The organism is Stenotrophomonas sp. ZAC14D2_NAIMI4_7 (genome assembly GCF_003086675.1).
In the GTDB taxonomy this organism is placed as follows: domain Bacteria; phylum Pseudomonadota; class Gammaproteobacteria; order Xanthomonadales; family Xanthomonadaceae; genus Stenotrophomonas.
Map to the genome: position 1 here is coordinate 903,578 of NZ_CP025995.1, position 13,344 is coordinate 916,921.

At 68.5% G+C, this 13,344-nt stretch carries 14 protein-coding genes; 7 read left to right on the plus strand and 7 right to left on the minus strand.

Annotated elements, in window-relative coordinates; translation table 11 throughout:
- Positions 1–244: 244 nt before the first annotated feature.
- Positions 245–2,563 carry a DUF1631 domain-containing protein gene (locus tag C1922_RS04025; protein ID WP_108748612.1) on the plus strand — a complete coding sequence of 773 codons (2,319 nt, stop codon included), beginning with the start codon at positions 245–247 and terminating at the stop codon, positions 2,561–2,563.
- A gap of 52 nt (positions 2,564–2,615) precedes the next feature.
- The gene (locus tag C1922_RS04030) at positions 2,616–3,695 is read left to right on the plus strand and encodes an NAD(P) transhydrogenase subunit alpha (RefSeq protein WP_108748613.1); all 1,080 of its coding nucleotides are present in this window, start codon (positions 2,616–2,618) and stop codon (positions 3,693–3,695) included.
- Between the two features lie 77 nt (positions 3,696–3,772).
- Here C1922_RS04030 and C1922_RS04035 read toward each other — a convergent pair whose 3' ends face one another.
- From C1922_RS04035 to C1922_RS04045, 3 genes are read right to left on the minus strand one after another with little or no spacing between them, the layout of a single operon-like run.
- Positions 3,773–4,234, minus strand: a complete 462-nt coding sequence (locus C1922_RS04035) for a DUF3106 domain-containing protein (protein WP_108748614.1) — start codon at positions 4,232–4,234, stop codon at positions 3,773–3,775.
- Positions 4,235–4,237: 3 nt separating this feature from the next.
- Positions 4,238–4,564: a hypothetical protein gene (locus C1922_RS04040; RefSeq protein WP_108748615.1), complete on the minus strand. Its 327-nt coding sequence runs from the start codon at positions 4,562–4,564 to the stop codon at positions 4,238–4,240.
- Positions 4,561–5,145 (minus strand): RNA polymerase sigma factor, encoded by a 585-nt coding sequence (locus C1922_RS04045; RefSeq protein WP_108748616.1) that lies wholly within the window; start codon positions 5,143–5,145, stop codon positions 4,561–4,563. The genes C1922_RS04040 and C1922_RS04045 overlap by 4 nt, the downstream gene beginning before the upstream one ends.
- A 98-nt stretch (positions 5,146–5,243) precedes the next feature.
- On the opposite strand from C1922_RS04045, the gene C1922_RS04050 reads away from it, so the two are divergent.
- Together C1922_RS04050 and C1922_RS04055 are read left to right on the plus strand one after the other, a co-directional pair.
- Positions 5,244–5,564, plus strand: a complete 321-nt coding sequence (locus tag C1922_RS04050; protein WP_108748617.1) for an NAD(P) transhydrogenase subunit alpha — start codon at positions 5,244–5,246, stop codon at positions 5,562–5,564.
- On the plus strand, positions 5,561–7,021 hold the full coding sequence (locus C1922_RS04055; RefSeq protein WP_108748618.1) for an NAD(P)(+) transhydrogenase (Re/Si-specific) subunit beta: 1,461 nt from the start codon (positions 5,561–5,563) through the stop codon (positions 7,019–7,021). The genes C1922_RS04050 and C1922_RS04055 overlap by 4 nt, the downstream gene beginning before the upstream one ends.
- Positions 7,022–7,131: 110 nt before the next feature.
- On the opposite strand, the gene C1922_RS04060 is transcribed toward C1922_RS04055, so the two are convergent.
- The gene (locus tag C1922_RS04060) at positions 7,132–7,551 is read right to left on the minus strand and encodes a hypothetical protein (RefSeq protein ID WP_108748619.1); all 420 of its coding nucleotides are present in this window, start codon (positions 7,549–7,551) and stop codon (positions 7,132–7,134) included.
- 122 nt (positions 7,552–7,673) lie between these two features.
- Between C1922_RS04060 and sufT the strand changes: the two genes are divergently transcribed.
- The 3 genes from sufT (at position 7,674) to C1922_RS04075 (ending at position 11,593) form a co-directional block, all read left to right on the plus strand.
- Positions 7,674–8,225, plus strand: coding sequence for a putative Fe-S cluster assembly protein SufT (gene sufT, locus C1922_RS04065; RefSeq protein ID WP_108748620.1), 552 nt, complete (start codon positions 7,674–7,676; stop codon positions 8,223–8,225).
- A gap of 59 nt (positions 8,226–8,284) precedes the next feature.
- Positions 8,285–9,379: a branched-chain amino acid aminotransferase gene (locus C1922_RS04070; RefSeq protein ID WP_108748621.1), complete on the plus strand. Its 1,095-nt coding sequence runs from the start codon at positions 8,285–8,287 to the stop codon at positions 9,377–9,379.
- A 465-nt stretch (positions 9,380–9,844) separates the two neighbouring features.
- Positions 9,845–11,593: a S8 family peptidase gene (locus tag C1922_RS04075; protein ID WP_108748622.1), complete on the plus strand. Its 1,749-nt coding sequence runs from the start codon at positions 9,845–9,847 to the stop codon at positions 11,591–11,593.
- Positions 11,594–11,793: 200 nt separating this feature from the next.
- Here C1922_RS04075 and C1922_RS04080 read toward each other — a convergent pair whose 3' ends face one another.
- The 3 genes from C1922_RS04080 to wrbA form a co-directional block, all read right to left on the minus strand.
- Positions 11,794–12,279: an asparaginase domain-containing protein gene (locus C1922_RS04080; RefSeq protein WP_108748623.1), complete on the minus strand. Its 486-nt coding sequence runs from the start codon at positions 12,277–12,279 to the stop codon at positions 11,794–11,796.
- Between the two features lie 79 nt (positions 12,280–12,358).
- Positions 12,359–12,694: a DUF2069 domain-containing protein gene (locus C1922_RS04085; RefSeq protein ID WP_108748624.1), complete on the minus strand. Its 336-nt coding sequence runs from the start codon at positions 12,692–12,694 to the stop codon at positions 12,359–12,361.
- On the minus strand, positions 12,691–13,284 hold the full coding sequence (gene wrbA, locus C1922_RS04090; protein ID WP_108748625.1) for an NAD(P)H:quinone oxidoreductase: 594 nt from the start codon (positions 13,282–13,284) through the stop codon (positions 12,691–12,693). Before wrbA ends, C1922_RS04085 begins: the two co-directional genes overlap by 4 nt.
- Positions 13,285–13,344 lie beyond the last annotated feature (60 nt).

The window sequence follows — 13,344 nt, forward strand, 5'->3', positions numbered from 1 at the left end:
AACTGTGATGAACGTCATGCCACTGGCGCGGCGCCAAACGCCGCTTCCCCTCGCCTCGCAGGCCCCGCACGGCTTACGATACCCGTCTTGCCGGGCCGCCGGTCGTGAGGTTTGAAGTGAGGACTGTTTCACTGTCCGTGACAGGCTGGCCGGCCTACCATCGGCGTACCGGTGCATGGGGTGCACCGGCCGCCGCGATGTCCATGATGTCAGTCGCAACAGAGAAGGTGGGGAGCCTTCCCGAATGATGAGCGCGCCCACTCCGATGGGATCGCCGGGTCGTGACCCGGCCCAGCTTCAGCTTGCCCGGGACATGGTCCTGCCGGCGCTGTGCCAGGCATTTGCCGCGGCACTGGCCCGCTTCGACGATGCCTTGTTCGACCGTGCCGGCAATGCCGGCGCGTCGCAGCTGCTGTTCCTGGATGCCATGCGTGAACTGCGCCGCCGTCGCGCCGAGATCGAGGCCGCCTATGCCGGCCACCTGCAGCGGGCCTGGGCCGCACTGGCCACGGGCGAACCGCTGTCGGCCGAGGCCACCCTGTCCGGGCCGGCCGAAGAAGGCCTGAGCCTGATTCCCGAACATGTACTGGAATCGCGGCTGGCCGTGCGCAACTTCGCCACGGTGCTGCTGCGCGATTTCAAGCCGGTGCTGGCACGCCTGGACCGCCGGCTGGGCTGGCTGGTCGGCGCCGGCGAACTGGATGCCGACCGCAATCCGGTCAGCCCCGAGCACCTGGGCGTGGCCATCCACGAGGCGTTCGCGCACTGCGAACTGGCCCCGGAAGTGCACCTGGTGCTGATCAAGCTGTGCGAGCGCGACCTGCGCGTGCCGGTGGGGCGCATCTACGAAAAGCTGGACGAACAACTGGCCGCCGCCGGGGTGATGCCGCAGATGGGCGCGCCGCGTCGTGCCCCGTCCGCCGCGCCTTCGCGCCCGCCGCCGGGCCTGGATGACCTGGTCGAACAGCGCGCCACGCCCGGTTTCGACACCGATTTCAGCGACGAAGAACAGGCCGCGCCGGCCTGGGCGCAGCGCTTTGCCGCGCGCTGGTCAGAGCGCCGCGGGCATATGCAGCAGCACCTGGGCGTGGAAGAAGGCCCGGCCGGTGAAGGCTACGGCGGCCAGCAGGGCATGCTGCTGGAAGCCCTGCATGAGCTGCTGCAGCAGACCCGCCACGTGCGCGAAGATGCAACGTCGGCCGCGCAGGTGGCGGTGGGCCAGCATCGCCCGCTCAGCCAGCGCGAAATGATGTCGGTGCTGTCGCTGCTGCAGGCCACGCCCAGCGCCACGCTGCGGGCGGCCATCGGCGAAGACGGCGAATCCCTGGCGCAGCGCCTGAAGAGTGAAGTGCTGTCCAGCGCGACCCGGCTCGGCGCCGATCCCGGGCAGACCCGCCTGGACCCGCAGGACGAGGATGCGATCGATCTGGTTGGCATGCTGTTCGACGTGATGCTGGACGAGCGCGAGCTGGAAGGCCGTTCGCGCGAGCTGATCGGCCGCCTGGTGGTGCCGTTCGTGAAGGTGGCCATGCTCGACCGCCGCATGTTCGTGCAGAAGACCCATCCGGCACGCAAGCTGCTCAATTCGCTGGCCGAGGCGTGCGAGGGCAACACCGGCGAAAGCCAGGCCGAGCGCATGCTGATGGCCAAGGTGGAAGAAATCATCGAACGCCTGGTGGCCGAGTTCAACGAGAACCTGGCCATCTTCCTGACCCTGGAAGAAGAGTTCCGCGAGTTCCTGGTGCAGCACCGCCGCCGCGTGGAAATTGCCGAGCGTCGTGCCGCCGAGACCCAGCGCGGCCAGGAAAAGCTGGAAATGGCCCGCAGCCGGGCCGGTGCCGAACTGGACCGGCGCATCGGCGATGCCACGCTGCCCTCGGCCATTGCTGAATTCCTGCGTCAGCCATGGCAGCACCACCTGACTCTGGCGCTGCTGCGCGAGGGTGAAGAGGGCAGTTCGGTGGCCGAGGCCCTCAGCCTGGGCGATGGCCTGCTGGAAGAAGTGGCCGAAGCGCGCCGCCAGATCGTCGGCAAGCCGTGGCTGCAGGCCTGGCAGCCGGCACTGGCCAAGGTCTTTGGCAGCGTGGGCGTGCACGGCGATGCCGCCAGCGCGGCGATCGATGCACTGCACGACACGCTGCAGGGCATTGCCGAATCGCGCCCGGAACTGCAGCGCGCGCTGCCGGAGCTGCCGCAGGTGGCGCTGCCGACGCCGCCGGCGCCGGAAACGGCGGCCGTCGAACTCGGCGGGCAGGTGGATACCGACGATTTCGACAACGCCGACGCCGATCGCTTCCGCCGCATGGAAATCGGCAACTGGCTGGACTTCGTCGACAAGGACGGCAAGGTGCAGGCCGGCAAGCTGTCCTGGGTCAGCCCGATCTCCTCGCGCCTGCTGTTCGTCAACCGCCGCGGCGTGCGCTTCTGCGTGGCCTCGCCGGAAGAACTGGCGGTGATGGTGCGCCTGGGCCGCCTGCGCGCCCACGTGGACGATGGCGCCTTCGACAGCGCCATGCAGGGCGTGATCGACCGCCTGGACCCGGGCAGCGCCACCCTGCACTGAGCCGGGCACCCCTGCTAGGATCGGGAAAACTCACCGATCAGCGGGGACCTGCATGGCCGTGGCGTTGCTGGGGATGAAGGAGACCGCGCCGGGCGAACGGCGCGTTGCGCTGACGCCGGAAACGGCGAAGAAGCTGGGCGCACTGGGCATTACCGTCTGGTACGAAGCCGGCGCCGGCCTGGCCGCCGGTTTTCCTGATGCTGCCTATGACGATGCCGGCGCACGCGCGTTCGACGCGGCGCGCTGGCCCGAGATCGACATTCTGCTGTGCGTGCAGAATCCGCCCGCGGCGCAGTTGAACCTGCTCAAGCCCGGAGCCAGCGTGGTCGGCCTGCTCGCGCCGGCGGCCGATCCCGCCCTGGCCGCGTTGGCGGCCGACGACCGCCTGCGGCTGTTCCCGCTGCAGCAACTGCCGCGAACCACGCGTGCGCAGGCCATGGACGTACTCAGTTCGCAGGCCGGCATGGCCGGCTACAAGGCGGCACTGATCGCCGCCGATCGCGCGCCGCGCTTCTTCCCGATGCTGACCACGGCCGCCGGCACGGTGCGGCCGGCCAAGGTGCTGGTGATCGGCGCTGGCGTGGCCGGGCTGCAGGCCATTGCCACGGTACGTCGTCTCGGCGCGCAGGTGGAAGGCTTCGATGTGCGGCCGGAAACCCGCGAGCAGATCCAGTCGCTGGGCGCGCGTTTCCTCGACCTGGGCGTGAGCGCGGTGGGCGAGGGCGGCTATGCGCGCGCGCTGACCGACGAGGAACGCGCCGAGCAGCAGCGGCGGCTGGGCGAGCACCTGCGCAGCGTGGACGTAGTGATCTGTACCGCCGCGGTTCCGGGGCGGCCGGCGCCGACGATCGTCACTGCGGCCATGGCCGAAGGCATGGCGCCGGGCAGCGTGATTGTCGATCTGGCCGCCGAAAGTGGCGGCAACTGTGCACTGACCCAGCCCGGCCAGTGCATCGAACACCACGGCGTGGTGATCGACGGGCCGCTGCACCTGGCCAGCCGCGGCGCCACCCAGGCCAGCGAGATGTATGCGCGCAACCTGCTGAACTTCGTGGCGCTGTTCGTGCGCGAAGGGCAGGTCGCGTTCGATTGGGACGACGAACTGCTGGCGAAAACGCGCTGGCAACCCTGAAGCGGTAGCGCCGGGCCATGCCCGGCGGATTTGCCGCCTGCCGCTGCGCTCGCCGGGCATGGCCCGGCGCTACCCGATTACCGCGGCCTGGCCGGCGGCGGGTTCTCGCGCACCCAGTCGCTGCGCTGCTCGGGCGTCATCTGCGACCAGCGCTCCCGCAGGGCATCGCGCTGGGCTGGGCTCAGCTGGCGCATCTGCCCGAACAGGGCGCGGGCCTGCTCCCGCTGTTCCGGGCTCATGTGCTCGAAGCGGCGCAACCCGCGGCGCGCCTTGTCGCGTTCTTCCGGGCTCATCGACTGCCAGCGCTGGCCGTGCGACAGCATGCGCTGGCGCTGTGCGGCGTCGGCGCCGTTCCAGCGGTCGCGCAGTGGCGCCAGCAGCGCTTCACGCTGGGCCGGACTCAGCTGTTCCCACGCCGGTAGCGGCGCCGCAGGTGCCACGCGCGCGGGCGCGGCCGGTGCGGAGGACTGGGCCAACGCCGGCGCCGCCGGCAGCACGGCCAAGGCGATCAGGATCGGCAGGGTTGAAACTCGCAGCATGGTTCACTCCATCGCCAGGTCGGTGTCGCCCAGCCACAGGTACAGATCGGGATTCTCGTCGTACAGCGCGCCGTTGTCGTCCACCGCGGCCACGGCAGGTGGCGCCACCGGCGCAGTATGCGGGGCGGTACCGGTGAACTGCACGCCGATGCCCAGCGCAACCACCAGCGAACACGCGGTGGCCAGCCACCAGCGGCCACGGTCGCGGCGCGCCCCTGCAGCACCGTGCCGGGCCTGGCGCAGCCGCGCCAGCGTGGCCGGGGAAAGCGACTGCAGCGCGTGCCCGTGCAGGCTGCGCAGGGCGTCGTCGGAAGGCAGGGAGCGGTTCACGGGTCGATCTCCAGATGGTCCTGCAGCGCCTGTCGGGCGCGTGCCAGATGGGTTTTGACGGCACCTTCGCTGCAGCCCATGGCGCGCGCGGTGGTGGCGCCGTCCAGGTCCTGCAGTACGCGCAGGGTGAAGGCTTCGCGCTGGCGGGCGGGCAGGGTGCGCAGCGCCTGCACCAGATGCTGGTACTGCTGGCGCTGCTCGTGCGCCTGCGCCGGGTCCGGGCCGGGGTCGGCCCAGTCGATCTCACCGCCGTCGGCGTCCTGGTTGTCGCGCCAGAACGGCAGGCGGAAGCGGCGTCGCCGCTGCATGTCGATCACCCGCCGGCGCAGGATGCTCCAGAACAGCGGCGCCCACTCGGCGGCCGGCTTGTCGGCATAGTCCAGCATGCGCATCAGCGCATCCTGCACGGCGTCCAGCGCATCGTCGCGCTGGCGCAGTCCGGCTTCGGCGAAGCGGAACGCGCGCGGGCCGACGCCGGCCAGGAACGCCTCCAGCGACGCCGGCAAGGCCTCGCTGTCAGCGGTCGGGGGAAGAGGGCTGCTCACCAGCACAGGGTACGGTTCCTCGCTCACGGTCACCATCGACAACGCGTGAGCGCGCCCGTGGTTGACCAGACCGCGCACCGGGTTCAGCCCGTGGTTATGATGGGGCGACGAAGACAGAGCGGGAGGCGTTGCCGATGAGTGACGGGTTCGTGGCGCTGTACATCTTCATGCTGGCCGCCATTGCCGGCCACGTGATCATTTCGCGGGTGCCGGTCATCCTGCATACCCCGCTGATGTCGGGTTCCAACTTCATCCACGGCATCGTGCTGATCGGTGCCATGGTGGTGCTGGGCCACGCCCAGACACCGCTGGAAAAGGCACTGGGCTTCCTGGCCGTGGTGCTGGGGGCGGGCAATGCTGCCGGTGGCTACGTGGTAACCGCGCGCATGCTGGAAATGTTCAAGCCCAGCGCGCCCAAGGGCGACAAGGATGCAGCCAAGGAGCCGCAGGCGTGAACATCAGCACGGTTGAACTGCTCGACTGGCTGGTCAAGGCCAGTTACCTGGTGGCCGCCACCCTTTTCCTGCTCGGCCTGCAACGCATGGCCTCGCCGCTCACCGCACGCAGCGGCATCCGCTGGGCCGGGCTGGGCATGCTGCTGGCCACCACGGCCACCTTCTTCCTGCCCGAACTGCACAACGTGCCGCTGATCCTGGTGGCGCTGCTGCTGGGCGCGGGCCTGGCGTGGTGGTCGGCCGGCAAGGTGGCCGTGACCGACATGCCGCAGATGGTGGCGCTGTACAACGGCATGGGCGGCGGTTCGGCCGCCGCCATCGGCGCGGTGGAACTGCTGCGCTACGCCTTCCTGGCCCACCGCGATACCAGCCACTGGAGCGCGCAGGCGCTGGCCGACCTGGCCGCTCGCCAGCCCTCGGCCACCGTGCTGCTGCTGGCGGTGGTCGGCGCGGCCATCGGTGCGGTGTCGCTGTCCGGTTCGGTCATCGCCTGGGCCAAGCTGGATGGCCGCCTGGACAAGCGGGTGACCTGGCCCGGCCAGCAGGTGTTGAACCTGCTGGTCGCGCTGGCCGTGGTGGTGCTGGGCATCATCGCCGCCAGCACGCTCAGCACTTGGGCCATCGTCGGCTTCTTCGTGCTGGCGCTGGCCCTGGGCGTGCTGATGACCCTGCCGATCGGTGGCGCCGACATGCCGGTGGTCATCTCGCTGTACAACGCCTTCACCGGCCTGGCGGTGTCTTTCGAAGGCTACGTGCTGGGCAACGAGGCGCTGATCATCGCCGGCATGATGGTCGGTGCGGCCGGCATCCTGCTGACCCGGCTGATGGCCAAGGCGATGAACCGGCCGATCCGCAACGTGCTGTTCTCCAACTTCGGTGGCGGCGCGGGCGGTGAAGCGCAGGCGATCACCGGCTCGCAGAAGCCGATCGAAGCGGCTGACGTGGCCGCGATGATGGCGTTCGCCGAACGCGTGGTGATCGTGCCCGGCTACGGCATGGCCGTGGCCCAGGCCCAGCACAAGATCTGGGAGCTGGCGCAGCGTCTGGGCCAGCGCGGGGTGAAGGTGAAGTTCGCCATCCACCCGGTGGCCGGGCGCATGCCCGGGCACATGAACGTGCTGCTGGCCGAAGCCGGCGTGCCCTACGACCTGATCGCCGACATGGACGACATCAATCCCGAATTCGCCACCACCGACGTGGTGCTGGTGATCGGCGCCAACGACGTGGTCAACCCGGTGGCACGCACCGACCCGGCCAGCCCGATCTACGGCATGCCGGTGCTGGACGTGGTGAACGCGCGCAACGTAGTGGTGATCAAGCGCGGCAAGGGCACCGGCTTTGCCGGCATTGAAAACGCCCTGTTCTATGCCGACAACACGCGCATGCTGTACGGCGATGGCGCCGAGGCCGCCGCCGCCCTGGTCAGCGAATTGAAGGCCCTGGACGGCGGACATTGAGGGGCGGTTGCATCCGGTAGGTGCGGACCTTCTCAGCTGAGCGGAGATTGCACCCGGTAGGTGCGGACCTTGGTCCGCACGCTCCTGGCGGGCAGCAGCAATCGGCTCGCTCAGCGCGCCAGCCAGGCGCCCACCACCACGCCCACTGCCAGCCAGATCCATTCCATCGCCCCGTTGGCCAGGTTGGTCAGGGTCCAGGCCAGGTGCGGGCCCATGCGCAGCGCGGCATCCATCGGGTTCAGCCCGATCGAGCCGCCCATCCACGCACTGGCAATGCTCCAGTACGCCACCGCGCTCACCAGCAGCGTGCCCAGCACCACCAGGGCAATGCGCAGCCGGCCGGGGCCAAGCGTACCCAGGCGCAGCATGAACACCAGTTCCAGCGCGGTCACCACCGCCATCCAGCCGACCTGGCGGCCGGTCATCAGGGCCAGCAGCACCCAGGCCATGGGAGCGACAAGCAGGCCCAGCAGCAGCATGAAGGGCCAAAGCCAGGTCACGGTCCTGGCACGTGTGGCATTGGAGGACATCGAAGCTTCCTGAAGGTCAGCCACAGGATACTGTGGTTTGCCGCAGCGCACCGGCGTCGGTGGGGCGGGCGGGGTAGAATGCAGGCTTGCGCGGCCCGGTCCGCAGCCCCATATCGATCCCCATGTATTCCCGTAGCAGCGAACCTGTCCACTTCGAACGCGACTGCGAGGCCGTGATGGTCCCGCAGGGCGACACCGTTACCCTGCCTGCCGGCAGCTATGGGTACATCACCCAGGCGCTGGGCGGCAGCTATTCGGTGTTTGTCGAAGGCAATCTGTTCCGCATCGCCGGCAAGGACGGCGACGCCATCGGCAAAGAGGCGCCGGCGCCGCTGGAGCTGCCTGACGACGCCACCGACGAGCAGGTCGAACAGCTGGTGTGGCAGCAGCTGCGCACCTGCTTCGACCCCGAAATTCCGGTCAACATCGTCGAACTGGGCCTGGTCTACGAAGTGGAGATCAAGCATCTGGATGAAGGACAGCGCGAGATCGACGTGAAGATGACGCTGACCGCGCCGGCCTGCGGCATGGGCGACATCCTGGTGGACGATGTGCGCAGCAAGCTTGAAATGATCCCGACGGTGGCCCAGGCCGACGTCGAGCTGGTGTTCGACCCGCCGTGGAACCAGCACATGATGTCCGAGGCTGCGCGGCTCGAAACCGGCATGCTTTGACCCACGGTCCCGCAACTGGCGGGGCCGGCACTACCCGCAACCAGAACAGGAATCCTCCGGTGTCCCAGTCCATCCCCAGCTTCGCCGTTACCCGTTCGGACCACCCGCGCAGCGCTGAAGAGCGCGCCCAGATCCTGGAGAAGCCGGGCTTCGGCCTGCACTTCACCGACCACATGGTGGAAGTGCGCTGGGACAAGGATGCCGGCTGGCACAATGCCAACGTGCGTGCCTACGGCCCGCTGCAGCTGGACCCGGCCGCCGCCGTGCTGCACTACGGCCAGGAAATCTTCGAAGGCATCAAGGCGTACCGTCATGCCGACGGTTCGATCTGGACCTTCCGCCCGGACGCCAACGGCCGTCGCCTGCAGCGCTCGGCCCAGCGCCTGGCGCTGCCGGAACTGCCGGTGGAGATCTTCGTTGAATCGCTCAAGCAGCTGATCGCGCTGGACAAGGACTGGGTGCCGTCGGCCGACGAATCCAGCCTGTACTTCCGTCCGTTCATGATCGGCGACGAAGCCTTCCTCGGCGTGCGCGGCGCGCACAAGGCCGGCTACTACGTCATTGCCAGCCCGGCCGGCCCGTACTTCGCCAAGGGCGTTGCCCCGGTCTCGATCTGGCTGTCCACCGAATACGCACGTGCGGCCAAGGGCGGCACCGGTGCGGCCAAGTGCGGTGGCAACTACGCCGCTTCCCTGCTGCCGCAGCAGAAGGCGCAGGCGCAGGGCTGCTCGCAGGTGCTGTTCCTGGACCCGGTGGAAGGCAAGTACCTGGAAGAACTGGGCGGCATGAATGTCTTCCTGGTCTACAAGGACGGCACCCTGGTCACCCCGGAACTGTCCGGCAGCATCCTGGAAGGCATCACCCGCGAAAGCATCCTGCAGCTGGCACGCGACCGTGGCATGAAGGTCGAAGAGCGCAAGGTCACCATCGATGAGTGGAAGCAGGGCGTGGCCTCGGGCGAGATCGCCGAAGTGTTCGCCTGCGGCACCGCCGCGGTGGTCACCCCGATCGGCCAGCTGAAGGGCGAAGGCTTCTCGGTGGGCGACATCAACGCGCCGGCCGGCGAAGTCACCATGTCGCTGCGCAAGGAACTGACCGACATCCAGTACGGCCGCCTGCCGGACCGCCACAACTGGCTGGTCAAGCTGGGCTGATCGCCCCCACGGAGCGGTGAAGTCGAGCGTGCTCGACTGCATCGCTCCGCGCGTCTGTAGAGTCGAGCCATGCTCGACTGCTCTTTCAGGTTTCCCCGGAAAGCCCGTCCCCGCGACGGGCTTTCTGCGTTGTGGCGACCCATCCCGGCGGCCAAGCCGCCGATGTCAGCAAAGACATGGCAGGACAGCCAAAGTCCCAGTCATGTCTGTGTACGGGATGTGAAAGTTCCTTCACCTTCACAAACCCTCCACACGGAAAGTCTCAGAACAGACATTTCATGTTGCTGAAAAGACACTGAAAATCTTGTGGTGTCCGGAACGAGCCATTAGCGTCAACTGACAGCGGATCGACAGGGGAATCCGCTGACTCACCGGACGCCGAGCCGCGCCCTCGTTCCTTGCCAAGCGCTCGCACCGGTGCTTCTGCCGATTCCGGCATTCACACCACTAGAAAGGGAAATTCCGATGTCCCAGGTTTCGCATCTGCGTGCGCGCAAGTCGTGGGTGGTTCTCAGTGCGTCTGTCGTTACCTCCCTGCTGCTGGCCGCCCCGGCCTTCGCCGGTGACGTCCAACTCAGCGGCCTGCAGTCCGCTCCGACGCACCAGCGCTTCATCGTGAAGTACCGCGAAGGCAGTGCCCCGGTGGCCAACACCACCGCACTGGCTTCGTCCCTGAAGACCGCCGCGGCCGGTCTGTCCAGCAGCCAGGGCCGCGCCCTGGGCCTGCAGGAGGTCCGCAAGCTGGCCATCGGCCCGACCGTGGTCAAGACCGACCGCGCGCTGGACCAGGCCGAATCCGAGCTGCTGATGCGCAAGCTCGCCGCCGACCCCAACGTGGAATACGTGGAAGTCGACCAGATCATGCGGCCGACCCTGGTGCCCAACGACGCCCGCCTCAGCGAACAGTGGGGCTTCGGCACTTCCAATGCCTCGATCAATGTCCGCCCGGCCTGGGACAAGGCCACCGGCACCGGCGTGGTCGTGGCCGTGATCGACACCGGCATCACCAGCCATCCGGATCTGAACGCCAACATCCTGCCCGGCTATGACTTCATCAGCGATGCCGCCATGGCGCGCGATGGCGGTGGCCGCGACAGCAACCCGAACGACGAAGGCGACTGGTACGCCGCCAACGAATGTGGCGCCGGCTATCCGGCCTCCAATTCGAGCTGGCACGGGACCCACGTGGCCGGCACCATCGCTGCGGTGACCAACAACAGCACCGGCGTGGCCGGTACCGCCTTCAACGCCAAGGTCGTGCCGGTGCGCGTGCTGGGCAAGTGCGGCGGCTACACCTCCGACATCGCCGACGCGATCGTCTGGGCCTCCGGTGGCACCGTCAGCGGCGTGCCTGCCAACGCCAACCCGGCAGAAGTCATCAACATGTCGCTGGGTGGCAGCGGCAGCTGCTCCACCACCTACCAGAATGCAATCAACGGCGCCGTTGGCCGTGGCACCACCGTGGTGGTCGCCGCCGGCAACAGCAACACCAACGTGTCCTCGGCCGTGCCCGCCAACTGCCCGAACGTGATTGCGGTGGCCGCCACCACCTCGGCCGGCGCCCGCGCCAGCTTCTCCAACTACGGCACCGGCATCGACGTGTCGGCACCGGGTGCCAACATCCTGTCCACCCTCAACACCGGCACCACCGTCCCGGCCAGCGCCAGCTATGCCTCCTACAACGGCACCTCGATGGCGGCACCGCACGTGGCCGGCGTGGTCGCGCTGATGCAGTCGGTGGCGCCGAGCCCGCTCAGCCCGGCGCAGGTGGAAAGCATCCTGAAGAGCACCGCGCGTGCGCTCCCGGGCGCCTGCTCCGGCGGTTGCGGTGCGGGCATCGTCAACGCCGATGCAGCGGTCACGGCCGCCATCAACGGCGGTGGTGGCACCACCCCGGAACCGGGTGGCACCGTGCTGCAGAACAACGTGCCGGTGACCGGCCTGGGCGCGTCCAGCGGCGCCTCGCTCAGCTACACCGTGCAGGTGCCGGCCGGCAGCAGCCAGCTGCGCGTGGCCATCAGCGGTGGCAGCGGTGATGCCGATCTGTACATTCGCCAGGGCAGCGCCCCGACCGATACCACCTATACCTGCCGCCCGTACCTGAGCGGCAACAACGAGACCTGCACCGTGAACAGCCCGGCCGCTGGCACCTGGCACGTGCGGGTGAAGGCCTACAGCACCTTCTCGGGCCTGACCCTCAACGCCCAGTACTGAGCCCAAGTCCCTCTCCAAGGGCACGCCCCGGCTTCGGCCGGGGCGTTTTTTTCATGGGCGGCGGCTGCATCAAAGCGTCGCGGTGCAAGGTACTTGCTCCTGCTGGCCGCACGCGGCGATCTGTCAGGAGGGGATCATCCCCTCAACCCAGCAGCAACCGAAACGCCGAATCCATCCGCGCGACAGCGCGCCGTGGAACCTCAGACCGACTCGAAGCGGTTGGCGGCCACGTTCTTGCGCACGTGCTGCGGATCGAAGATGCGCCCGTTCATGGCGATGTACACGCCCGACGGCAGCGACTGCACCGCGCCGATCGCACAGCCGATGTTGAATTCGGCGTCCGAACCGCGGAAGCGCGCCGGGCTGAGCGCACCGGTCATCACGATGGTCTTGTCGGCGATGGTCGACAGCACCTTGCCGGTCTGCACCATCGAATCGGTGCCGTGGGTGACCAGCACGTGGCGGGTCGGCTGCGCGGCGATGGTGGCCCGGATCAGCTCACGGTCCTCATCGTTGATGTGCAGCGAATCCTTGCGCAGGATCGGAATCACGTTGAAACGGAAGGTCACCCCCAGCTCGCGCAGGATCATGCCGATCTGCGGGTCGCCGATCTGGTAGTCCGACTTGTCGTCGAAGTAGATCTTGTCGATCGTGCCACCGGTGGTGACGACCAGGAGTTCTTCCATCATGTGCATGCGCGAAACCAGACCAGGTACAGCGGCGCGGGGCCGGGAACACAGATGATAAGGCCCGACGGGCGCAGCGTCAGCGCCGCTTGCTGAAGCGGGCCCGCAGGCCGGGCAGGCTGGCGGCGAAGATCACCAGCAGCGCCAGTGCCACTTCGATCAGGGCCAGCGCGCGGGTCTGCGGGTGGCTCCAGGCGCTCATCACGCCGTGGCTGAACCAGCCCAGCGCCAGCACCGAGGCCCAGAAGCCGGCCTTGCGCCAGCCCAGGCGCAGGGCGATCGCCAACGCCAGCGGCGGCGCGGTGAATACCAGCTGGGTCGCCAGCCAGTGCTTGTCATTGATGAACCAGCCCACGAACAGCGCGGCCAGGCCCAGCAGCGCCAGCAGCAGCACGGTATGGGGCGCGCGGTTCATCGGGCCAGGCGCTGCGCGATATCGGCCACGCGCCGGCCCAGCGCCCGCGCCAGCAGGGCTTCATCCTCGCTGGGCTGCGGGTCGTCTGCGGCGCCGGCCACGTGGCTGGCACCGTAGGGCGTACCGCCGCCGGTGGTGTGGCTCAGCGCCGGCTCGGTGAAGGGGATGCCCACGATCAGGCAGCCGTGGTGCAGCAGCGGCAGCTGCATCGACAGCAGGGTCGATTCCTGGCCGCCGTGCATCGAGGCGGTGGAGGTGAACACCCCCGCCGGCTTGCCGGCCAGCGTGCCGTTCACCCATTCGGCGCCCAGCCCATCCAGGAAATGCTTGACCGGCGCGGCCATGTTGCCGAAACGGGTGGGGCTGCCCAGCAGCACGCCCTGGCATTCGGCCAGGTCCTGCACGCTTACATACGGGGCGCCTTCATCGGGCACGGGCGGCTGCGCGGTCTGGGTCACGGCGGCCACCGGCGGCACCGTGCGCAGGCGCGCGCTCATGCCCGGCACTTCGCCGATACCGCGCGCGATCTGGCGCGCCAGCCGTGCCACCGAACCGCCGCGGCTGTAGTACAGCACCAGGATTTCGCCCATCGTGCCCAGGTCTCCTCATCGTGTGGACGCCAGTATGGCTATCCTGCACGCATTCCGCAT